This window comes from Pseudanabaena sp. CCNP1317 (genome assembly GCF_034931345.1).
Lineage (GTDB): Bacteria > Cyanobacteriota > Cyanobacteriia > Pseudanabaenales > Pseudanabaenaceae > Pseudanabaena > Pseudanabaena galeata.
This window is the reverse complement of the sequence record NZ_JAYGIF010000101.1, coordinates 21,497-43,388: the sequence shown is the minus strand read 5'-3', so window position 1 is coordinate 43,388 and position 21,892 is coordinate 21,497. Positions and strand designations below refer to the sequence as shown.

The window sequence follows — 21,892 nt, the reverse complement described above, 5'->3', positions numbered from 1 at the left end:
AGCGGCGCTTCACACCGCCTTTTAATTAACGCGAACGGGAAGTCCCGCACTCTATCCGTTTACAAGGATGAGTGACGGGATGAAAGTGAGCCAGAAATAAATTGAGCGACAGCGAATCAATAGAAGTTATCTATGCCATAATTAGCTTATCAGTATTCTATAATCTTGATAAATGTATAAAGCATACAAATACAGAATCTATCCCACAAGCGAGCAAGAAACCTTGCTTGCAAAGTCTTTTGGCTGTGCGAGATGGTTCTGGAACTATGCCTTAAACCTATGTCAAGAAACCTACAAAACTACTGGTAAAGGGCTAACTAGAGGATGTATACAAGGCTTACTCCCTGCACTCAAGAAAGAATATGAATGGCTAAAAGAGCCGTACTCTCAATGCTTGCAAGTAGTCGCATTGAATCTATCCACTGCCTACAAAAACTTCTTTGATAAGAGGGCAATGTTGCCTAAATTCAAATCAAAGCATGGTAGGCAGTCAATTAGTTATCCCCAAAACGTCAAGTTTGATGGCGACAAGATTAATCTACCTAAGATCGGGTTGGTACACTGTCAGCGTCATCGCGACTTTGAAGGTGATATCAAAACCGTCACTGTTTCTCGTAATCCTGATGGTAAGCATTTTGTATCTGTCTTGGTTGACGATGGCAAAGCTAGTCCTGAATTAGTACCAGTGGACAAAGCTATTGGTTTTGACGTTGGATTAACTCATTTTGCGATTACCAGTGACGGATCTAAGTTTGATAATCCTAGATTCTTTATCAAACATCAACACAACTTAAAGCGCAAACAACAAAAGCTATCCAAGAAAAAGAAGGGTAGTCAAAACCGTAAAAAGGCAAGATTGGCAGTGGCAAAAGTTCACTCCAAAATTGCTAGATGTCGCGAAGATTTTCTGCACAAACTATCCCGCAAGATAGTCAACGAAAACCAAGTTATTGCAGTGGAAAATCTCAACATTAAGGGCATGGTCAAGAATCACAACTTAGCCAAAGCGATTAGCGATGTTGGATGGGGTATGTTCTGCACAATGCTTAAATACAAGGCTGAAAGCGAAGGAAGGCAATATATCGAGATTGATCGATGGTTTCCTAGCTCCAAGACTTGCCATGTATGCCTAAATCGGATTGACAACCTCAGTCTTGATGTCAGGGCATGGACTTGTAGGCATTGTGGTACTCACCATGACCGTGATGTAAATGCAGCGATCAATATTAGGAATGAAGCCTTGCGGATTATCTCGTTAGGAACTAGCGGGTCTGCCTGTGGAGGGGATGTAAGTCGATCTGGTAAAACTTCGGTTTTGTTGGACGCTATCCCCGTTGAATCAGGAAGCCAGCGCTGTACCGCCTAAGCGGTCAGCGTCTGGTAGTTCACTTACTGGAAATTATTCCTCACTGGTAGCTAGACTGTAATTTGTACCAGTAAAGTCAGCACCGTTCACGTTGGCATTTTTGAAGATGGCATTGTTAATATTTGCTCTGCGTAAGTTCGCATGGATTAACACAGCGTTAGTAAAATTAGCACCCTTTAAATTGGTGTCATCGAGAATAGCATTGGTCAAAAAAGCTTTGGTGAGATTTGCTGTTTCTAGCTTTGCACCTGTAAGATCAGCACCCTCCAAATTAGCATTGGTGAGATTAGCCCCACTTAAGTTTGCTCCCATGAGAGATGCGCCGATTAAGTGCGATTGGCTCAAATCAGTACCTGCAAGATTTGCGTTAGTTAAATCGCAACCTGCACATTGTTTGGTTTGCAGTAGTTGTTGAACTTGGACAGGATCAAAAGCCTCTAAAGGCATAGCCCACCCAATTCCAATCACAGCCAAAATTGCAAATAATTTAGTTTTCATTTTGCCCTCCTCATATAAAAGGAATGCGATACATCTATTATCGCTGCAATTACTTTCAGATTCGTTCTATGGGTTTTGTCGTCACTATTCTTTACCTCAAAAAGCAGAATTAGTAACAAACAATAAACCAAATCCAGATTGCCGCACGGCACTCTGGGTTTTAAGTTTACTTATGCTTAATTAACGTGAGTTCGGGATAAGCTACAAAATTTTAAAAGCCAAAACAGTAAAAGCCTCGCGAAGCGAGGCTTTTACTGTTTTGGCTCCTAGAGAGGGTTCGCAGCGCGAACCCTCTCTAGGAGCTAGTTTGAAATTAACCCGAACTGAGGTTAATTACGTTAATACGAATTCTCAAAATGGTGTAGCCATTTTGAGAATTCGTATAAAAATATTATGCTGAACCAATGATGGAATCGATAAAACAATCTGTTGGTTTAATTGTAATTTTGGGAGCAACAGCGACTGGTAAGACTAGTCTAGCGATCGCACTCGCCAAGCACCTAAACGCGCCAATTCTAAGTGCGGATTCGCGCCAAGTTTACCGTCATTTTGATATCGGTACGGCAAAACCAAATATCGAAGAACGTCAAGGCGTACCCCATTACTTGATTGATATTATCGAACCCGACCAAACTTTGACATTGGCAGATTATCAAGATCAGGCGCAAACTTTAATAGCAAAGTTTCATGCTGAGGGAATTACGCCGATTTTAGTCGGTGGCTCAGGCTTGTATATTAAGGCAATTACCGCAGGGCTAAAAATTCCTAGAGTAGCGCCTCAGCCTGAACTGCGATCGCAGTTTGAGGAACTTGGACAAAATTACTGCTATCAAGTTCTAAAGCAGGTTGATCCTATGGGAGCTACCAAAATCCATGCCAACGATCAAATTAGAACTTGGCGATCGCTAGAGGTTTTTTATGTAACAGGTCATCCCCTCTCAGAGCAACAATATGAGCAACCACCCAGTTATCCAATTGTGCAGATTGGTTTAGATTGTCAAGATCTCGATGCTTATCGCAAGTTAGTCAGCGATCGCACTGAACAGATGTTCCTAAATGGTTGGTTAGATGAAATTCGTGATTTGCAAAAGCTTTATGGAAAGGATTTACCGCTTTTAAAAACTTTGGGCTATGGTGAGATGTCTGACTATTTAGACAATAAAACCGATCTAGAAACTGCCAAGTTATTAACCGTGACCCATACTTGCCAATTTGCTAAACGTCAACGCACATGGTTTCGCGGTTCGGGTAATGGGAATTTACCAATTCATTGGTTGCGATCGGGAAGTACTTGGGAAGATGCGATCGCACAGTTATAAAAAAAGCCCTGCGTAGCAGGGCTTTTTTTATTATTTGATTTTGTCCATAATCGAGAAAATCGGTAAGTACATCCCGACAATAATCGAACCGACCATTCCACCTAAGACAACGATCATCAATGGTTCCATTAAACTTGTGAGAGCCTTGACCGCTTCTTCAACTTCATTCTCATAAAAGTCAGCGACCTTCATAAGCATCTTGTCGATTTCACCAGTTTCTTCGCCAATACTGACCATTTGCAAAGCCATTACAGGGAATACTTCCGTTTTTTCCATCGCAGGTGCAATTTGACCACCTTCTCTCACGGCATTTCTTGCTGAGTCGATCGCATTAGAAATCACCAAATTACCTGCGGTTTCTGCCGTAATTTCCAGTGAAGCCAAAATTGGTACGCCTGCACGAGAGAGTGAGCCAAAAGTCCGCGCAAATCGAGCTACGGCTGTCTTCACTACAAGATCGCCAAACAAAGGCAACTTCAAGAAAACACCATCAAGGTAAAGTTTGCCAGCAGGAGTAGCATAAACACGGTTGTAAACAAAACTAAGAGCAAAGATAGTAATGGGAATAATCGCTACCGATGGACTCTTTAAAAAGTTACTGATATTTACCAATATTTGTGTAAATGCGGGTAATTCACCACCTAAGCTCTTGAATACGCCATCAAATACGGGAATGATGAAAATACACATCGCTAAGAAGATTAAAACAGCGATCGATGTAACCACAATTGGATAGGTCATCGCTGATTTGATTTGGTTATTTAAGCGGGCCGAATCTTCCAGTAATGTGGCTAGACGAGCTAAAACATCATCTAGCACACCACCAGTTTCACCAGCTTGCACCATCGCACAATACAACTTGTCGAATACCTTCGGGTGCTTACGCAGTGCGTCCGAGAAGTTAGTACCTTGCTGCACATCGTCCAGAACTTCGGTTAGGGCAATTTTGAGTCTAGGGTTGGCACATTGATCGCACATTACCCCTAAACCACGCACCATTGATACACCAGCATTAACCAAGGTTGCTAATTGTCGGGAGAACAAAGCTAAGTCCTTGACGGTCACTTTTTTCATCGTGAAGCCAGCGAAATCAAAGCCACCTTTCACTTCTTTGATATCTTGAACAACAAAGCCTTTTTGCTTCCAAGTTTCACGGGCTTCTTTGACTGTTACAGCAACCATTGTCTGCTGTACCGATCTGCCTTGGGAGTCCTTGAGTGTTCCCTTAAACTTTGCCATTATTGAACCTCATTTGATAGGAATTATGGATTGAAAACTATGGGTTAACCGCTAATTGACCGCGATTTGATCATGTCTGGCGATCGCAAATCTCCAGTTGCTTTTCGCTTCATTACAGGAGCAGGATTTGGTCCAACTACACGCAATAATTCTTCAGGACGCGAAGTCTTCGACATTGCTGCTTCAAAGGTAATGTCGCCATCCATATATAACTTTGCCAACACCGATTCAAGAGTTTGCATTGATTCTTTACCACCTGTTTGGATAAAGCCATACATTTGTGCAGTTTTACCTTCACGGATGAGGTTGGAGATCGCAGGTGTGACCACCATAATTTCCTGAGCCATCACGCGCCCAAACTGCCCTGGTTGTGGATTATGTCGCTGGACAAGGGTTTGGCTCAATACAGCCACAAGGGAGTTAGAAAGCTGTACGCGAATTTGTCCCTGTTGCTCAGGTGGGAATACATCCACCATGCGATCTACCGTCTGCGAAGCAGAACTGGTATGTAATGTCCCAAATACAAGATGTCCTGTTTCGGCGGCGGATACGGCTAACTGAATCGTTTCTAAATCACGCATTTCACCCACGAGAATTACATCTGGATCTTCCCGCAGCGCCGCTTTTAATGCATTTGCAAAGGTTTTAGTGTCTTCCCCGACTTGACGCTGGTGGATCACACTTTTGACGGATTCATAGACAAATTCAATCGGATCTTCAACCGTGAGAATATGTTCGGCACGAGTTTTATTGATCGTTTGGATCATTGCGGCTAAGGTCGTGGTTTTACCTGAACCCGTGGGGCCTGTAACTAGCACTAGTCCACGCGGCTTTTCACTGAGTTCACGAACAATGGGCGGCAAGTTGAGATCGTCCATATCAGGAATCTTAGAAGAAAGCGCCCGTAGACAAGCAGCATAGGTTCCCCGATCTTTATAAACATTCACCCGAAATCTTGCAAGTCCCTTAACCCCATAGGAGCAGTCTAACTCCCAGTTTTGTTCAAGGGCTTTACGCTGATTGTTATTCAGCATCGCAAAAATCAATCGCTGAGTTTCTTCTGGGGTAAGTGGATCGCGATCGGTACGGGTGAGGTGACCATTAATACGGATGTAAGGGGGAAGTCCTGCGGAAATGTGGAGGTCAGAACCTTTGCGTTCTACCACCTCTTCCATCAAGTCTTCAATGATGTAGTCCATTACCATAGCGGGCTATTCTCCTGATCTAATCTTAATTAAGTGCATGATTCCCTATATAGCCGATAAAAACTGCGCTTCGCGCAGTTTTTATTTTAGAAAGTTCGAGGCGTTGTACAGTACGGGCATTCAACTGTTTCGGGTGTGAGCATAGCATCACAGTTGTCACATTCCAGCCCTTTACCGCGTCGGGCGCGTTCTTCTGCTTCACGTCCTTTGTCTGTATATACGACTCGCAGCACTTCGTCTAGAGTCGTTGCTCCATTTCGCACCAAGTCAAAAGCATATGCCATCAGAGTCTTCATGCCCTCTTGGACAGCAATTTCTTTAATTACTTCGGTTGTTGCGCCTTTGTTGATGGCACTTTGCAAGCGTTCGGTCATTTTCATGATCTCATAGACACCTGCTCGACCTTTATACCCAGACCCACTACATTTTGGACATACTCGTTGTCCAGGTAGCATGGCTTCGCGGTTAACGATGTTGGCTCGATAGAAGGTTTTTTCGAGATCGCTGCTGGGTAAACCGAAGCGATCGAGTTCTTCTTGGCTAGGGTTATAGGGGATGCGGCAGTTGTCACAGATTCGGCGAAGGAGACGTTGGGCAAGAACACCAATGATCGCGGTACTTGCCATAAATGGCTCTACGCCCATTTCTTCCAGACGAGCAATACTGCTAGGCGCGTCGTTGGTGTGTAATGTCGTGAGAACTAAGTGCCCTGTTAGCGCAGCTTCGATCGCTGTTTTTGCTGTTTCTGCATCTCTGGTTTCACCAACAAGGATTACGTCAGGATCTTGTCGTAAGAAGGCACGGAGAATGCTCGCAAATGTCATTCCCTTTTCACGCAGCACTTGGCACTGGGTCAGACCAGGTAAGTTATATTCAACAGGATCTTCAGCAGTACTGATGTTGATACCAGGATCATTACATTCAGCAAGGGTCGAGTATAGGGTGGTAGTCTTGCCTGAACCTGTGGGACCTGTAACCAAGATCAATCCATAGGGACGTTTGGCAAAGCTTTGCATCAGTTCTAAGCTTTCGGGATCGCTAATCAGTTTATTAAGTCCAAGTTGCGTATTGGAGTTATCCAGAATCCGCAAAACTACTTTTTCCCCATTTTGAGTGGGACAGGTATTGACGCGGAAATCCACCCGCCGACCTTGGAAGTTGCGCTTCAGTTTGCCATCTTGAGGAACGCGCTTTTCAGCAATATTCAGGTTGGAGATAATCTTAAAGCGCGAGATAACAGCATTGACGATGTTACGTGGTAAGCGCTTGCCTTCACTCAGGAAGAAGTATTCGCGCAGTACTCCATCTTTACGAAGACGGATGCAAAGGTCTTTTTCTTGTGGTTCGATGTGGATATCTGAACATCCTTCTTTGAGCGCTTTAACGAGAATTTTATCGACGAGACTGATGATTGGAGCGGAATTTTCGCCGCCCACCATGAGTTCATCGCCATCATCTGCCCCAGTGATATCTTCACTAAAAACATCATCTTTGATTTGAAGATCTTCGTCGCTGATTGCTCCTTCAGCCTTAGCACTCTTGTTAACTTGAAATTGGACAATATTGTCAAAGGTGCGATGAAAATCTTCACGGGAGATCACGCGCCGAACGATTGTGATGTTTTTAAGTAGGCGAGCAATCTCATTTTGGACTTTGTAGCTGTCGGGAGAGACTACAGCGATCGTAATGCTATTTTCAGTCTTAACTAGCGGCAATACTTCGCAGTCCCGACAAGTGGAAATTGGAATAATGTTGGAGTCAAGTAAGGTGCTGAGAGTAGGAATGTCAAACTTGTCAATTTCGACATCGGGATCGATCGGTTCTAGCCCGTAAAGAACCCGCAGTTCAAAAAGTTGTTGGCGCTTGTAATAGCGGGTAATGTCTGGAGCTAGTTGCTGCCCCAGAATTTGCTCTAGGACGCTGAGGAATGGAACATTTTGTTCTTGGCTATCTTTGACAGCGCGATCGAACTGGTCTGAGGTGGCATGTCCTGCTTGAATCAGTTTGCTCTCGAAGGGAGTTCGACCTCCCCGTTTTGCCAGAGCTTTAGTTTTGTTTCTGCTTGCGGCAGTGGTTGGCGCTTGATCTGATGTATTCATAGCCCAAGATTTCCTAAGAGTTCATTACCCAAGTGAGATTAGATTTTACGATCGCCAAGTAATATGAGGTGCGTTCGCAAAGCCATGTAAGGCGATCATAGCTGTTTGCATAACTATATTGGGCAAAAATAGCACAAGTGTTTCATAGTTTTACAAAATAAGCTAAAAATTTGGGCGATCGCCCATAGCCATGTAAGTTTTGCTTTGGGTCAAAAAGATGAGTGGCGGCGCTTCGCGCCGCCACTCATCTTTTGGGTTTTATAGCGCTTTGCGCTATTTCCCGTTCTTAGGGAGGACTTGCCATCGGACTTTGGGGTTTTGAGCAAGCAGTTGAGAGATGGCGATCGCTCCTTTTTTGTTTAAGTGGCTGGGGTCTGAAAAAAGGTCGGATTGATTGATAATCGCTTGGGAAAGATCGAGATAGGTAAAGCCTTCACGTAAGGCGAGTTCTTGCATTCGACCATTGAAAATAGCCTCATATTGAGTACGAATTTGATCGAGATAGGTGGCATGTAAGGGCATATTCACGACCAAAAGCTCAATATTATTGCGGCGACAAAAATCAACTACATTGGCAAAAGCCTCGAATTGGGAGCCATTGGTCTCAAAATTGCGATAGTCCAGATCGTAATCCCCTGGGACTTGGGGAAATTTTTGAAAATAGGTGTTGGGATCGAAGGTGACATCAAACGCAACAAAGCCTTTGGGGTCAAGGGCGGTAACGGTGCTGGGCATGGTCGCCGCAATCAGGGCTTCGCTATTACTGAGCATTTGCGTATTGCGATCAAATTTCTGGACTAACGAAGTCCGAATTTCTTGCCGTTTGGAAAAGGTAGTAAACAGAAGGTCAAAGGATGTGGTGATCGGATTTGGTGATGTGGTAGCGATCGCATTTTGGTTAGCTATAGGCTCAAGATTCCGATTTTTATCTTTGAGAGTTTCCTGCAATTGCGTATAGCCAACCGAAGCCGTAATTTCCTCATAGGTAAGATCTTTGCGACTACTATTAAAAGCTCTCAATCCATCAGCCCAAATAATTAGACGCGGTAGTTGAGATGGTGAGAGTATTTGCGTAATTTGCAAGTTCACCACCTTAGCGGTTGCGCCATCAATACCGAGATTAAAGACGCTGACATTTTTGTAGCCTTTGGTGATCAGCGTTTTTTCTAAGGTTTTTGGTTCGATGCCCCGTAAAGCCCGCGAACTACCCACAATTAAAACTTCAGGCGATCGCTGTTTATTTGTTGTCTGCCAATCAAGAAGAGATAATTTCTCATTGAATAAAGCAATATTAAAATTAGGAGCAGGCTTATTGGTAAACCCTTTTTCGGGAGAAGTTTCGGGTTGATTTACTGACACATCAATTTTGGAGTCAGCAATGATCAGCTTGGTTGACTGATCGGGTTGAGCATAATTACTCAGCGTCCGATCAACCACGATTGTTGTAGCAATACCGATCGCTAAGCTTGCCATACAAGCAGATAAAGAGAGCATTTTCGGTTCAGTCTGCCCTAGCCATTTCAATCCAAAAATGGCTTGTCCGACCGCAAGTATTTTCGTCCCTGAATATCCACTTAGTTTCTGCCAAGCATTAGCTTCCTCTACATCTTCACCAATAAACTCAATGCTTTGCTCTTGTTCATTTTCTATCGTTGATAGTTCGTCATCATTAGAGTTCTGTAGACCGATCGCTAGCAAGTCAATTTCAAACGACCAACTCGGTTTTTTCTCACCGATGACGCGGCTGGATACTGTCACTGATTGAAAATATTCCGATGCACTCACGGTTCGCAAAGTATTTAACATAGGCAGTGCGATCTCTGCTTGCAAAATCGCACTGCGCGTCTCACATAGTAAATTGAGACAGTTATTTTGGAGCAGCAACTTCAGCTTAGTTTGAGCAAGTTTTGGGGCTAGTTGCGGATCTTGACGGAAGCTGGTCAGTAATGCGGCAATAATTTCAGCAGCGATGATTGCCGATGGGGCGATCGGCAAATCCAGTCCCAACGCCCATGCATTGCCATGCAACTTCAGACGGTGGATTCCTTCGGCATATAAAACTGAACTTTCTAAATCCTGTGTGCTTGGGGCGATCGCCTCTAATATCTTAGTTGCACAGTTGACTTCTCGATCTTGACTATAGAGATATAAGCAATCCCCTTTTTGTTTGGTATGGGAAAGTTTGATTCCTGCTAATTCCTCCGTCAAAATGCTTGGTGAAGATTCCTGTATCAAAGTAGGCTTGATAGTAGGCGCACTCAATTGATGATTGGGCAAACGAGAGGGTTGATTCGCATCCGTACCTGCATCTGTACTCGAATCTGGGCTTGGTGTTAGTAGTGGATTTGCATCTAAGGATGATGTTATTTCCATTGGCTATTTGAAGAGGTCAGCAGGATAAAAAATTTGCTACAAGGTTAGCACGGCGAATTCACAACCAGACAAAAAGTTGTTTTATAAGGCAACATACGGCTTATGTTGCCTATTCATCTAAATGCTCAGACACAGATCGATAAAGTTCTAAGACATGATGATCGAGGAGTTGGTAATAGACTTTGCGCTTACTTTTACGATAACTAACTAGACGCATTGTGCGTAAAACTCGCAACTGATGAGATACCGCCGATTCACTCATGCCCACTACGACGGCAAGATCGTGAACGCAAAGCTCTTGCTTCGATAAAACTGAGAGAATCCGCAGACGATTAGGATCACTCAACATTCCGAAAAATTCCGCCATGGTTTGTGCTTTCTCGGCTGGCAAAATCTCATTAACTAAATCCTGTAATGCTTCAGGGGCGATCGCATGGAGATCGCAAGTCGGCAAGTGATCAAAAGAAAGTGCAGAAGAATTTAGCATCGTTACATTTTACAAAAAAGCGATCGCTTTTGTAATTCGCCTTGATATATGAACGTATATTCATATATAATAAATTCAATTGAATAGGATTAAACATATGACAACTCTCACAGAAACTAAATGCGCTTGCCCTAAATGTAGTTGCATGGTCTCCCTAGACACAGCGATCATGGCAAATGGCAAACCCTATTGCAGCAAAGCTTGTGCCGATGGACATCCTGAAGGATCGGCAGGATGTAAAAAGTCTGGTTGCGGTTGCGGTTAGATTTTATTGACAGAGAAAACTGGGTGCAAAGCACCCAGTTTTCTAAATAATGGCGGCACTTTGCGCCGCACCACTAATTCTTTCTTGGGAAGTGGGTATATAAAAAGGAGCAAGTGGGCTTTACCTACTTGCTTCTTTTTGGCTTTTGGTTACAGAATAGAAGCAATCATTCGCTTCACCAAAATTCAAGATGCTGAATTTAAACGAAATTATGTCGCTGGCTCGCCCGATCGCTTGGGGGGCTGGAGATATTCTGATGAAGTACTATCAGGAGCCTCAAGACTTAGAAATTAGGTTTAAGGGGGGCGAAGAGGGCAATGTGACTTCCGCAGATTTGGCGGCTAATGATTTCATTTTGAGTCAGTTAAAGCAATCATTTGGCACTGAGAACTTTGCCTATCTCAGCGAAGAAACTGAGGACAATATCGATCGCCTTGAGCATGAATGGGTGTGGATCATTGATCCGATGGATGGCACGAGTGACTTCATCCGTCGGACTAATGAGTTTGCGGTGCATATTGGTTTGACCTATCGCCAACGTCCTGTCCTAGGACTCGTGGCAACACCTGCTCAGGATCGTCTTTTTCAAGGCATGTTAGGCAATGGGGCATATATCGAGACTAGAGATGGTTTACAGCAACGTATTCAGGTTTCTAATAAAGTCGATCTCAATCAAATGGTGGTAGTGGCAAGTCGTAGCCATCGCAATTATCAACTCGAAAGTATTCTCCAGCAATTACCTAAGGCTGCCGAAATTGCGGTTGGTAGCATTGGCGGTAAATTTGCGGCGATCGCCTCAGGTAATGCTGATGTCTATATCTCGGTTTCGGGGAAGTCTGCACCTAAGGATTGGGACTATTGCGCTCCTGAAATTATTCTGACCGAGGCTGGTGGACAACTCACCCATGCTGATTTGTCATTGCTGTCTTACAACAATTTGGAACTGCGCCAGTGGGGAACGATCGTGGCGAGTAATGGGCATTGTCATCATGAAATTTGTCAGATTAGCCAAGATGCGATCGCGCCGATCAAAAAGTAGAATGGGCAATGCATATCCTACTTTTTGTAGCAATTATTCAGTAAAGTTAACACACTTAGAAATTTAAGGAACAATGGGCTTAAGCCCATTGTCTGAGTTGATTATGAAATTACAAGTAATTTTGATTGGTGCTGCTGTAATCGTTGGCGTAATGGCTGTTAGCAATCCTAGTAAAGAGCGTTACATCGATTATGCAACCGAGCAGTTTTCGGAAACGGGTAAAACCTCAATTTGTGCTGGAGATAATATTCCGATCGCGGCTCAGCAATCCTGCAAATTTGTTATCTCTCAGGGAAAAGGTGCGATCAAGTTAGTGGTTGAGAACTCGACTAAGCAGCAAAATTTTGTAGTATTCAGTCTTTACGAAACTGATATGCCTAACAAAAAAGTAACCACAGTAGGCGCTTTTGGCAATTTCTTCATGTTCAAATAAAAGTTCAAATAAAAAAAGGCGGTGCAATGCACCGCCTTTTTTTAGGGATTTTGCTGATCGAATTTCTCCAAGGTTTTCCAGACTGATTTCAAAAGTTGATCTAGCCCCTTTTTGGAAGCCGCCGAAATAGCGAGAATCGGTAGATCAAACTGCGCGGCGATCACCTCCACATCTTCAGGCAACATCGCATCAATCTTATTCAAAGCCAGAATTTGCGGTTTATCAGCTAAGCCATGCCCATAAGCATCTAGCTCTTCTTGAATGGTGTGATAAGCCGCTAGGGGATCATCTTGAGTGACATCAATCAGATGAATTAATAGTTTTGTGCGTTCCACATGGCGCAAAAAGTCATGCCCCAAACCAATACCCTCAGATGCACCTTCGATTAATCCTGGAATATCCGCAAATACAATCCCATCACCTGACGGCTTAGAGACTACGCCCAAATTTGGTACAAGCGTGGTGAAAGGATAATCAGCAATTTTGGGACGAGCTGCCGATACAACAGAAATCAATGTCGATTTACCCGCATTAGGTAAACCAATGATCCCGACTTCGGCAATTAGCTTTAGTTCTAAATAAAGATTAAGTTCTTCCCCTGGTAAACCTGGTAAAGCGTAGTCAGGGGCGCGATTTTGATTACTCAAAAAGTATTTATTGCCCAAGCCGCCTTTGCCACCTTTTGCCACAAACAAAGTTTGATCAACCTCGGTGAGATCGCCTAAAACATCACCTGTCTCTTCATTCATCACCACTGTACCGACGGGGACTTTGATCACGCGATCGCTGCCTTTGCGACCCGTCATATTGCTGGGACCACCGCGTTCACCATTTTCCGCCTTAAAAATATTCTCGAAGCGAAAGTCTAGAAGGGTTTGCAGATCGGTTGTTGCTTGTAAGATCACCGAGCCGCCATTGCCACCATTACCACCCGCAGGACCACCCGCAGGCACATATTTCTCGCGGCGAAATGCAACTAGCCCATCGCCACCATCACCAGACTTGACATGTATCGTAACTCGATCAATAAAATGCATTACTAACTCAATTGCTTGCTCTGTGTAACCAAGACAATCCACTTAACTTGCAGGATCATCTTCACTGGTTTTATCTCTATTATGCAGTGATTGCGGTAGTAATAAAACTAGATGTGGCGATCGCTCGTACTTCAAATCTATTAGACTCTACTTCATAATTTACGAATGCGAATTGTAATCGGATACTTTTCACGATAGAACACCAATTAAGCGATCGCCTAAATTAACGTCAGTTCGACGAAAGCGAAAAATGGTAAGAATCGCTAAGCGATTCTTACCATTTTTCGCCATTTGCGTCGTGCTTCGCACGCCTCAAATGGCTATATCGAACTCACGTTGGGTTAAGAAACGGCTCTGCAATTTCTTAACTAGGTAAGTAAACTAGAAAGCTGTCCCGCCCGCTTAGCGGGCGGGACAGCTTTCTAGTTTACTTATTAATATCAGCTCTCGAAGGTGAAGGGAGTATTATGAAAAAAGTCAATTTAAACAAGTCAAGTCAAAGCATTTTATGTCGAATATTTGGGAGTTAGATTTTTATTCACGTCCCTTACTGGATAGCAATAATAAAAAAGTTTGGGAACTGCTGATCTGCGATCGCGATCGCCAGTTTGAATGGGTGCGAGAATGTCCATCCACAGAAGTCAACTCCGAATGGTTAGCCAAGCAACTCACCGATTGTGTAAATAGTACTGGACAAACTCCGATTAAGATCCGTTTCTTCCGTCCCAGCATGACCAATATTATTATGCGTGGTTGTAAGCTGGCAGGGATTACTGGACAAGCGTCGCGTCGCGTATTTACGATGTCAGCTTGGTTAGTGGAGAGAATGGCGAGCATTTATCCTAACCGAGATGGATTTCAAGCCGTTGATCCTAATCCTTTACCATTGAAAGTATTAGCCGCCCAAGATCCTAAGCCTGTACCTGATGCGCTGATGGGTGAGCGGTGGATCTTGGTGTCACTGAAGGCAGGGGATTTTGCCGAAGCAAAGGAATGGTCGATGGACTTTAGCGAACTGCTTGATATTAGCCATCTTGATCCCGACACCATTATTTCAGGGATTATTATTATTTCGTCAAGGGCGACGGCTCTAGCGGCTTGGATGTCGGGTGTTGATCCTGTATTTATCAAGTTTGAGCGCAACTTACTAGGCGATCGCACCCAGATGCAATTAGAGGCAAGTGCTGATGCCCAATGGGTTTTGGCAAATCTGCAAGCACCCAAGGATAAAGAGGCGATCGCCCAAGGAGCCACCTTTGAGGAAGCCAAACAAAATTCTCAGGGATTTCACTTCTTAGCAGTACAAACTAGCCCAGATATCGAACATTTTGCGGGATTTTGGATGCTAAAAGAGGTTATATAGGCTGTAAAATAAGAAAAGCCTGATAATTTCACAGGGTATTACATGAAAGGCAATTGGCTATGGCAGAGGGGAATTGCTCAATTTATTATTCTGAATCTGTTGATAGCAATTGCCTATGCTTATGGGGTAAGGATTAGTCATGACTTTGCGACTTTGCCTGGTACAGTCGCTTCAGTTTGGTTTCCTTCAGGGATGACTTTAGCCCTAGTTTATTTACTAGGCGATCGCGTCATTTTAGGAATTATTGGTGGCTCTACCTATGCCCTGACATTAGGTTTATTAAAAATCTCATCATTATCGGTTTTTAATCTCGTATTAATTCTGATTGCTTGTGCTTGTGGAAATGTTCTACAGCCGATGATTGCCACCTATCTAATTAAAAGGTTTTCACCCCACAAACAGATCTTTAGTCATGTCAATACAGTCGTCCTATATATTTTGGCGGCAGTTTTTTCACCAACTATATCCGCTTTCTTGGGGATTACCAGCCTCTGTATCACTGGAATCATCCCATGGACGAGTTATGGCATTAGCTGGATGACTTGGTGGCTCGGTAGTGCGCTGCCACATTTAATCTTTACCCCGACTATATTGCTATGGCAAAACCTTTCTTACAAAGAGATCTGGACTAAATCTTGGGAGATAGGACTGGGACTGAGTATATTTTTAGGTGTTAGCTGGATTGCTTTTGTGAGTGGCTATCCCTTGGCTTATCTATTTCTGCCAATTCTGATTTGGACAGTGTTTCGGTATGGTAGTTTTTTTGCGAGCTTATTAGTGAGTATCGTTTCCCTAATTGCAATTTTAGCTACGGCAAAAAATCATGGTCTCTATATTCCCAATGAACCCAATGCATCTTTGTTGCTACTGCAATCTTTTATGGCGGTGCTGGCTTTAACATCGTTAATTCTTTCGGCTGTCATTGATGAGAAAAAAGCAGCCCAGCTATCACTCAAACAAGCAATGGAAAATCTTGAATTGCAAGTGATTGAGAAAACTACAGAATTACAACGCAGTGAAGCTCTTCTTAAAAAGGCAAACTTTGAATTAGAAAAGTTGGTGAATATTGATGGATTGACCCAAGTTGGTAACCGTCGATGTTTTGACGATCGCCTGAAAATGGAATGGCAAAGACTGAGCCGAGATGTACAACCAATCTCTTTGATCTTATTTGATATTGATTATTTCAAACTCTATAACGATCTTTATGGACATCAAATGGGTGATGCTTGTTTAACGGCGATCGCCCAAACCGTTAAACAAGTTTTATCTCGTCCTGCCGATCTAGTAGCTCGCTATGGCGGTGAAGAGTTTGTCATAATTTTACCAAATACCGATATTCAAGGTGCATTGATAGTTGCGGAGCAGATTCGGATTGCGATTACAAATTTAGGTATTGTTCACCAAAGTTCTAGTATCAGCGATATAGTTACGATTAGTCTTGGCGTTGCTAGTCTGCTACCAAATTCTAAGCAAGAGCTAGCAACACTGATCAAGCAAGCCGATACCGCGCTTTATCGTGCCAAACAGCAGGGACGCAATCAGTCTGTAGTTTTCTCTGATAGCGCTTAGCACTCAAACTTCGTAAATTGCTATGTCACATCTTCGCCAAAACGTGATTACTAAAGACTGGGTGATTTTTGCTACAGAGAGAGCGAAGCGCCCCCATGAATTTGTGCGATCGCATGACGATATTCCTCCAGAACTACCGATTTATAGACATAGCTGTCCTTTTTGTAAAGGCAATGAAAATCCATCGGAAATCGAATATTTACGCATAGAGGACGAACGCGGTTGGCGAGTGAGGATTATCCCGAATAAGTATCCTGCGCTTTCTCCCATAGGCGATCGCATTCGTCATAGTGAAGGTATTCATCGCTCGATTACAGGTATCGGCTATCACGAAGTCTTGATCGAACATCCTGATCACAATGCGACGATCGCCCTAATGGATATTAGTGATGTGATTAATATCCTCAGTGCTTATCGTCAGCGCTATAACGTTATTAGTGAAGATAAGCGCATTGAGAGCATCATCATCTTTAAAAATCATGGTGAGAGCGCAGGGACATCTTTAGAGCATCCCCATTCACAAATTACTGCCACGCCTGTTGTGCCTTCCCAGATTCGCTATCGGATGGTCGAAGCAACTAGTTATTTTGATGATATGGGCGAATGTTTATTTTGCTATACGCTCCGAGATGAGTTAAAGGCAAAGGAGCGAATTGTTTTAGAAACAGAACATTTTGTCACGTTCATTCCCTATGCGGCGCTTTCGCCTTTCCATCTGTGGGTATTTCCCCGTAAACATGTTTCCTGCTTTGGTGATATTACCGATACTGAATTAGAGGATCTTGCCTATAGTCTAAAAACAGTTCTAGCTAAGCTCTACTATGGTTTAAATAACCCCGCTTACAATTATACAATTCGCTCTATGCCCACCGATGAGAGGCAATCTGACTATTTCCATTGGTATTTAGCGATCGTGCCGCGAGTAACTAGGGCAGCAGGCTTTGAGCTAGGTAGTGGCATGTATATTAATCCAGCGATGCCAGAGGATAGCGCTAAATTTTTGCGAGAGATCGATGTGTCTTCTCAAATTTAAAAACCTTTGCTTACTCCCTTCCCAGTGAAAGAATAGACGTGGCGGCGCTTCGCGCCGCCACGCTATTTCTTGGTTTTATATGTCTATTTCTTCGGTGGGAAGGGAGTAGCTCAGGTCTAAAGCCGAAAAGAGAAAGGGCGGCGCTAAGCGCCGCCCTTTCTCTTTTCGGCTTTAGAATTTGATTTGATAGTTGGTAATACCTGTAGTTCTGGCTACGGTCAGAAGTGCAACCGATGGACGCTGAGCCAGATAATCAACAATTTGTTTCGCATCGCTGAGCGGTGCGCCATTTAATCCAATCAAGCGATCGCCACGTTTTAAACCCATAAGACTTGCCAGAGAGTTAGGGCGCACTTCATAAACAGTGAGGCTCGCTGGATTGAGAATCACTCCTAATTGAGGTCGTTCTGTTAATCGTGCAGTTTGTGCCGAGGCGATCGCTGGAGTCTTGGTTTGGGGAGATAGGGCAGGTGCTGATTTCGTCTGAGAACTAGGAAGACTAGCGACAGTATTGGGCTTGATGAGCGCCGCGCTACGGGTGAGAAATTCTTTGGCGATGGGGGCGCTTATGGCAAAGCCAATTCCTGTATTGGAGCGTCCATCGGGGCTAAGAATCGCTTTATTTACACCAATCATTTCACCACGAGAGTTGAGCAAGGGTCCCCCAGAGTTCCCAGGATTGAGTCTGGCATCGGTTTGCAGATCGCCATTGGTTGCGACACGGCTGAGAATGCCAGTGGTGAGCGTACCTGACAATCCAAAGGGGCTACCGATCGCAAATACTCTTTGACCGACCAGAATACTTTCGCGATCGGCAAATACTAGGGTAGGAAAGCGATCGCTAGAGTTAATCCGCACTAAAGCCAAATCATTTTTGCGATCGACCGTAAGGACTTGTCCGTTATAGGTTTTCCCTTCAGTATTGATAATTCTGACCTGACCATTTTTTGCGTCACGAATGACATGCTCATTGGTAATTACTAAGCCTTCAGGGGTAATGATGCTGCCTGAGCCAGTGCTATTCGCCGCTTTGATGGTTACTACCGCAGGATTTGCTGACCGATAGACTTCCATCGTAATCTTTTCTTCAGGCTCAAAATCCTTGGGTGCGGCGGATACGGTGGTGACTCTGCCAAAGCTGGGAATGCTAATTAATAAGGCGGTTATCACACTCAAGGCGATCGCTTTGGGTTTCATTGGCTTCTCTGCTGTCTGTATAATTCCTGTTCTGTCAATTTTGACGCGAGTTGCGATCGCACAGTTCCGATTAATGTTTAAGCCATTTGTCGCAGATTAAAGCGCTTGGCGCTGTAATCCCCAATTGTGAGAGTAGTGCTTTGCGCCGCCATTCTGTTCTAAGACCCTCACCCCCCAGCCCCCTCTCCCGCAGGAGAGGGGGAGTAAGACTAATTTCTTGTTCCCCTCTCCTGCGGGAGAGGGGCTAGGGGTGAGGGTCTTAGAAACTTCCGATTAACATCAGTTGTTAATACAAAGGAGTAGAATATAGATATAAGCAACTTCCTATTTAGGAGGTAATGCAATTGTGTCTAGCAAGAACAATCTCCTCAAGTTCTGCGGCGTGATTTTGGTAGCTGTCTCTATGGGTTTATTCCTCTCTAGTGACAAAGCTAATTCTCAAAATGCGATCGCCACGCTATCAAATGGCAACTATCAGTTTTGTAGTCAACCGCAACCCCAAGATTGGCGCAATGGCGTAGGAGTCTGTTTTAATTTTGTCAAAACAGGCGATCGCGTGGATGGATATTATGGCTACCCCCATACGGATGACTTAATCTGTGTTCGCGGTGAAGTGAGAGGTAGTCTAGTGACAGGCGAAGCTCTAGCAATGTCTTGGGGTGGTAGTCAATGGATTGGGATTCCAAGCACTAAATTTAATTGGGATCAAGAAGGGCGCTTGTCTCTCCAAGATGGCAAAGTCATTCGTACTGCTATGGATCGAGGCGGAAAGACTGAATGGATTTTGTTTAATGATGCAAAGCTGAATACTGAGGGATTTTATCAATATCAACAGCCGCTCATGACTTCTCCAACACAACTGTGTGGATGGAAATAATTTACAGCAAGTTTCATGACCTAACTAACTCCAAGCTTTTGTTCTCATCAAGCGATGTGATGAGTCGATCGCGTAGTTAACTTTTGTAATGACATTAACAGCATTCTCTTGAGAACTTGTTGATAAATCTATAATGGAATAGAAAGATAAATTGATTTTAATTAAATTGATTTTAATCTTTCGCAAAAAAAATTGGAGATTAAAGCAATGTATGTAGAATGGCAGGGCTTTACGGAAGGCAGTTGGACAAGAGAAATTAACGTTAGGGATTTTATCCAAAAGAATTACACTCCCTATGAAGGATCTACCGAATTTCTAGTTGCACCAACCGCAAGAACACAGCAGCTTTGGCAGGAAGTCTTGGAACTAATGAAGCTAGAGCGCGAAAAAGGGGTATTGGATGTTGATACAAAGATTCCTACCGCGATCGCAGCCCATGATGCGGGATATATTGATCGCGAACTAGAACAAATTGTGGGTTTACAAACCGATAAACCTCTAAAACGCGCCATCATGCCCTATGGCGGTATTCGTGTGGTTAAGGCTGGACTAGAAGCCTATGGTTATCAACTTGATCCCCAAACGGAAGAAGTTTTTACTAAATATCGTAAAACCCATAATGATGGTGTGTTTGACGCTTATACCAGTGAAATGCGAAAGGCAAGGAAATCGGGGATCATTACAGGTTTACCTGATGCCTATGGACGGGGACGGATCATTGGTGACTATCGCCGTGTGGCTCTATACGGGGTCGATCGCCTGATTGATGACAAAAAGACCCAGAAAGAATCTCTCGAATTAGATGTAATGGACGAAGAAACCATTCGTCTGCGTGAAGAACTCTCCGAACAAATTCGCGCTTTGTTTGAGCTAAAGGAAATGGCGGCTAAGTATGGCTTTGATATCGGTCGCCCTGCATTGACCGCAAAAGAAGCTGTGCAATGGCTGTATTTTGGCTATCTAGGTGCTGTCAAAGAACAAAATGGGGCTGCGATGTCCCTCGGTCGAGTTTCAACGTTTTTAGACATATATTTCGAGCGGGACTTGCGGAATGGTCTAACCACAGAAATTGAATTGCAAGAACTGATCGACCATTTTGTGATGAAGCTACGCATGGTAAGATTCTTGCGTACACCTGACTACAATGCTCTGTTCTCAGGCGATCCCACATGGGTTACTGAAGTGATTGGCGGAATGAGTGCCGATGGTCGGACTTTAGTTACCAAATCTAGTTATCGATTTTTGCATACGCTCTCAAATTTGGGGGCAGCTCCTGAGCCTAACTTAACGGTGCTTTGGTCAGAACATTTGCCTGAAAACTTCAAACAGTTTTGCGCCAAGATTTCCAGTGACACCAGTTCCATCCAGTATGAAAATGACGACTTGATGCGTCCCATTTATGGTGATGACTACGCGATCGCCTGTTGTGTGTCAGTAATGCGAATTGGTAAGCAGATGCAATTCTTCGGGGCGAGGGTCAACCTTGCGAAGACTTTGCTCTATGCGATTAACGGTGGTAAAGATGAGAAGTCTGGGGATCAAGTTGCGCCAAACTTCGCACCAATTACCAGTGAATATCTGGATTATCAAGAAGTTAATGATCGCTTGCAGCAAATGATGGGCTGGCTGGCGAAGGCATACATCAATACGCTCAATGTCATTCACTATATGCATGACAAGTATTGCTACGAGCGGATCGAAATGGCGCTGCACGATCGCGATGTCTATCGAACCATGGCTTGTGGAATCGCTGGTTTGTCCGTAGTGACGGACTCGCTCTCGGCTATTAAATATGCCAAGGTGAAAGTGATTCGCAACGAGCAGGGCTTGGCAGTAGATTACGAAACTGAAGGAGACTATCCTAAATATGGCAATAACGATGATCGCGTAGATAATATGGCGATCGACATCGTGGCAAGGTTCATGAATGAAATTCGCAAACATCCTACCTATCGCCATGCAGTGCCTACTCAATCCGTGCTGACCATTACTTCCAATGTGGTCTATGGCAAGAAAACAGGTAACACTCCCGATGGACGGAGGGCTGGCGAACCCTTTGCCCCCGGAGCTAATCCGATGCATGGACGCGATATTTGCGGCGCAATCGCCTCGCTCTCATCGGTTGCTAAGCTCCCCTATAGCGATTGTCAAGATGGTATCTCCAATACTTTCTCGATTGTGCCAATGGCTCTTGGTAGACAGGAAAGCGATCGCACTAATAATCTGGTTGGTTTGCTAGATGGCTATTTCCATGATGGCGGCCATCACATTAATGTGAATGCTCTGGATCGCAATACTTTACTGGATGCGATGGATCACCCTGAAAACTATCCACAACTGACGATTCGGGTGTCGGGCTATGCGGTGAACTTCATTAAGCTCACCCGCGAGCAGCAATTGGATGTGATTAAGCGCACGTTCCACGAACGTGTCTAATCTATAAAGAGTGCTGCAAGGCAGCACTCTTTATAAAAATTACTTAGGAAATTC

General features: G+C 44.0%; 18 protein-coding genes. 10 read left to right on the top strand and 8 right to left on the bottom strand.

Annotated elements, in window-relative coordinates:
- The first annotated feature begins 172 nt into the window (after positions 1–172).
- Positions 173–1,366 carry an IS200/IS605 family element RNA-guided endonuclease TnpB gene (gene tnpB / locus VB775_RS18130; protein WP_281006180.1) on the top strand — a complete coding sequence of 398 codons (1,194 nt, stop codon included), beginning with the start codon at positions 173–175 and terminating at the stop codon, positions 1,364–1,366.
- Positions 1,367–1,399: 33 nt separating this feature from the next.
- Here the strand turns inward: tnpB and VB775_RS18125 are convergent, their stop codons facing one another.
- The gene (locus tag VB775_RS18125; protein WP_281006181.1) at positions 1,400–1,864 is read right to left on the bottom strand and encodes a pentapeptide repeat-containing protein; all 465 of its coding nucleotides are present in this window, start codon (positions 1,862–1,864) and stop codon (positions 1,400–1,402) included.
- Positions 1,865–2,268: 404 nt separating this feature from the next.
- Between VB775_RS18125 and miaA the strand changes: the two genes are divergently transcribed.
- Entirely contained in the window at positions 2,269–3,183 is a 915-nt protein-coding gene (gene miaA / locus VB775_RS18120; protein ID WP_281006182.1) for a tRNA (adenosine(37)-N6)-dimethylallyltransferase MiaA, read from the top strand.
- A gap of 30 nt (positions 3,184–3,213) precedes the next feature.
- Here the strand turns inward: miaA and VB775_RS18115 are convergent, their stop codons facing one another.
- From VB775_RS18115 to VB775_RS18095, 5 genes are all read right to left on the bottom strand, one after another.
- Complete coding sequence (locus VB775_RS18115; protein ID WP_281006184.1) at positions 3,214–4,422, bottom strand: type II secretion system F family protein; 1,209 nt, start codon at positions 4,420–4,422, stop codon at positions 3,214–3,216.
- Between the two features lie 44 nt (positions 4,423–4,466).
- Entirely contained in the window at positions 4,467–5,621 is a 1,155-nt protein-coding gene (locus VB775_RS18110) for a type IV pilus twitching motility protein PilT (protein WP_281009426.1), read from the bottom strand.
- A gap of 92 nt (positions 5,622–5,713) precedes the next feature.
- Positions 5,714–7,726 carry a GspE/PulE family protein gene (locus VB775_RS18105; protein ID WP_281006185.1) on the bottom strand — a complete coding sequence of 671 codons (2,013 nt, stop codon included), beginning with the start codon at positions 7,724–7,726 and terminating at the stop codon, positions 5,714–5,716.
- Positions 7,727–7,999: 273 nt separating this feature from the next.
- Positions 8,000–10,099, bottom strand: coding sequence for a D-alanyl-lipoteichoic acid biosynthesis protein DltD (locus VB775_RS18100; RefSeq protein WP_281006186.1), 2,100 nt, complete (start codon positions 10,097–10,099; stop codon positions 8,000–8,002).
- A 109-nt stretch (positions 10,100–10,208) separates the two neighbouring features.
- Positions 10,209–10,586: an ArsR/SmtB family transcription factor gene (locus VB775_RS18095; protein WP_281006187.1), complete on the bottom strand. Its 378-nt coding sequence runs from the start codon at positions 10,584–10,586 to the stop codon at positions 10,209–10,211.
- Between the two features lie 97 nt (positions 10,587–10,683).
- Between VB775_RS18095 and VB775_RS18090 the strand changes: the two genes are divergently transcribed.
- The 3 genes from VB775_RS18090 to VB775_RS18080 all read left to right on the top strand — a co-directional run bounded on the left by VB775_RS18090 (position 10,684) and on the right by VB775_RS18080 (position 12,323).
- Positions 10,684–10,851, top strand: a complete 168-nt coding sequence (locus tag VB775_RS18090) for a metallothionein (RefSeq protein ID WP_190580297.1) — start codon at positions 10,684–10,686, stop codon at positions 10,849–10,851.
- A 190-nt stretch (positions 10,852–11,041) separates the two neighbouring features.
- On the top strand, positions 11,042–11,890 hold the full coding sequence (locus VB775_RS18085; RefSeq protein ID WP_323216899.1) for a 3'(2'),5'-bisphosphate nucleotidase CysQ: 849 nt from the start codon (positions 11,042–11,044) through the stop codon (positions 11,888–11,890).
- Between the two features lie 103 nt (positions 11,891–11,993).
- Positions 11,994–12,323 (top strand): DUF4359 domain-containing protein, encoded by a 330-nt coding sequence (locus tag VB775_RS18080; protein ID WP_281006189.1) that lies wholly within the window; start codon positions 11,994–11,996, stop codon positions 12,321–12,323.
- A gap of 41 nt (positions 12,324–12,364) precedes the next feature.
- On the opposite strand, the gene obgE is transcribed toward VB775_RS18080, so the two are convergent.
- Positions 12,365–13,360, bottom strand: coding sequence for a GTPase ObgE (gene obgE, locus VB775_RS18075; RefSeq protein ID WP_281006190.1), 996 nt, complete (start codon positions 13,358–13,360; stop codon positions 12,365–12,367).
- Between the two features lie 508 nt (positions 13,361–13,868).
- On the opposite strand from obgE, the gene VB775_RS18070 reads away from it, so the two are divergent.
- Genes VB775_RS18070 through galT form a run of 3 tightly spaced genes read left to right on the top strand, consistent with a single transcriptional unit; the run spans position 13,869 to position 17,328 of the window.
- Entirely contained in the window at positions 13,869–14,723 is an 855-nt protein-coding gene (locus tag VB775_RS18070) for a Tab2/Atab2 family RNA-binding protein (RefSeq protein ID WP_281006191.1), read from the top strand.
- 42 nt (positions 14,724–14,765) lie between these two features.
- Positions 14,766–16,295, top strand: coding sequence for a diguanylate cyclase domain-containing protein (locus tag VB775_RS18065; protein WP_281006192.1), 1,530 nt, complete (start codon positions 14,766–14,768; stop codon positions 16,293–16,295).
- 22 nt (positions 16,296–16,317) lie between these two features.
- Complete coding sequence (gene galT / locus VB775_RS18060; protein WP_281006193.1) at positions 16,318–17,328, top strand: galactose-1-phosphate uridylyltransferase; 1,011 nt, start codon at positions 16,318–16,320, stop codon at positions 17,326–17,328.
- A gap of 171 nt (positions 17,329–17,499) precedes the next feature.
- On the opposite strand, the gene VB775_RS18055 is transcribed toward galT, so the two are convergent.
- Complete coding sequence (locus VB775_RS18055) at positions 17,500–18,525, bottom strand: S1C family serine protease (RefSeq protein ID WP_281006194.1); 1,026 nt, start codon at positions 18,523–18,525, stop codon at positions 17,500–17,502.
- 346 nt (positions 18,526–18,871) lie between these two features.
- Between VB775_RS18055 and VB775_RS18050 the strand changes: the two genes are divergently transcribed.
- Entirely contained in the window at positions 18,872–19,402 is a 531-nt protein-coding gene (locus VB775_RS18050) for a hypothetical protein (protein WP_281006195.1), read from the top strand.
- 207 nt (positions 19,403–19,609) lie between these two features.
- Positions 19,610–21,838 carry a formate C-acetyltransferase gene (gene pflB, locus VB775_RS18045; RefSeq protein WP_281006196.1) on the top strand — a complete coding sequence of 743 codons (2,229 nt, stop codon included), beginning with the start codon at positions 19,610–19,612 and terminating at the stop codon, positions 21,836–21,838.
- Positions 21,839–21,892 lie beyond the last annotated feature (54 nt).

Excerpts from the sequence above, each read along its gene's own strand:
- obgE (WP_281006190.1), bottom strand. The coding sequence starts at position 13,360 with ATGCATTTTATTGATCGAGTTACGATACATGTCAAGTCTGGTGATGGT.
- galT (WP_281006193.1), top strand. The coding sequence starts at position 16,318 with ATGTCACATCTTCGCCAAAACGTGATTACTAAAGACTGGGTGATTTTT.
- VB775_RS18110 (WP_281009426.1), bottom strand. The coding sequence starts at position 5,621 with ATGGACTACATCATTGAAGACTTGATGGAAGAGGTGGTAGAACGCAAA.
- VB775_RS18115 (WP_281006184.1), bottom strand. The coding sequence starts at position 4,422 with ATGGCAAAGTTTAAGGGAACACTCAAGGACTCCCAAGGCAGATCGGTA.
- VB775_RS18095 (WP_281006187.1), bottom strand. The coding sequence starts at position 10,586 with ATGCTAAATTCTTCTGCACTTTCTTTTGATCACTTGCCGACTTGCGAT.
- pflB (WP_281006196.1), top strand. The coding sequence starts at position 19,610 with ATGTATGTAGAATGGCAGGGCTTTACGGAAGGCAGTTGGACAAGAGAA.
- VB775_RS18065 (WP_281006192.1), top strand. The coding sequence starts at position 14,766 with ATGAAAGGCAATTGGCTATGGCAGAGGGGAATTGCTCAATTTATTATT.
- VB775_RS18055 (WP_281006194.1), bottom strand. The coding sequence starts at position 18,525 with ATGAAACCCAAAGCGATCGCCTTGAGTGTGATAACCGCCTTATTAATT.
- VB775_RS18070 (WP_281006191.1), top strand. The coding sequence starts at position 13,869 with ATGTCGAATATTTGGGAGTTAGATTTTTATTCACGTCCCTTACTGGAT.
- VB775_RS18080 (WP_281006189.1), top strand. The coding sequence starts at position 11,994 with ATGAAATTACAAGTAATTTTGATTGGTGCTGCTGTAATCGTTGGCGTA.
- VB775_RS18100 (WP_281006186.1), bottom strand. The coding sequence starts at position 10,099 with ATGGAAATAACATCATCCTTAGATGCAAATCCACTACTAACACCAAGC.
- VB775_RS18090 (WP_190580297.1), top strand. The coding sequence starts at position 10,684 with ATGACAACTCTCACAGAAACTAAATGCGCTTGCCCTAAATGTAGTTGC.
- VB775_RS18125 (WP_281006181.1), bottom strand. The coding sequence starts at position 1,864 with ATGAAAACTAAATTATTTGCAATTTTGGCTGTGATTGGAATTGGGTGG.
- miaA (WP_281006182.1), top strand. The coding sequence starts at position 2,269 with ATGATGGAATCGATAAAACAATCTGTTGGTTTAATTGTAATTTTGGGA.
- tnpB (WP_281006180.1), top strand. The coding sequence starts at position 173 with ATGTATAAAGCATACAAATACAGAATCTATCCCACAAGCGAGCAAGAA.
- VB775_RS18105 (WP_281006185.1), bottom strand. The coding sequence starts at position 7,726 with ATGAATACATCAGATCAAGCGCCAACCACTGCCGCAAGCAGAAACAAA.
- VB775_RS18085 (WP_323216899.1), top strand. The coding sequence starts at position 11,042 with ATGCTGAATTTAAACGAAATTATGTCGCTGGCTCGCCCGATCGCTTGG.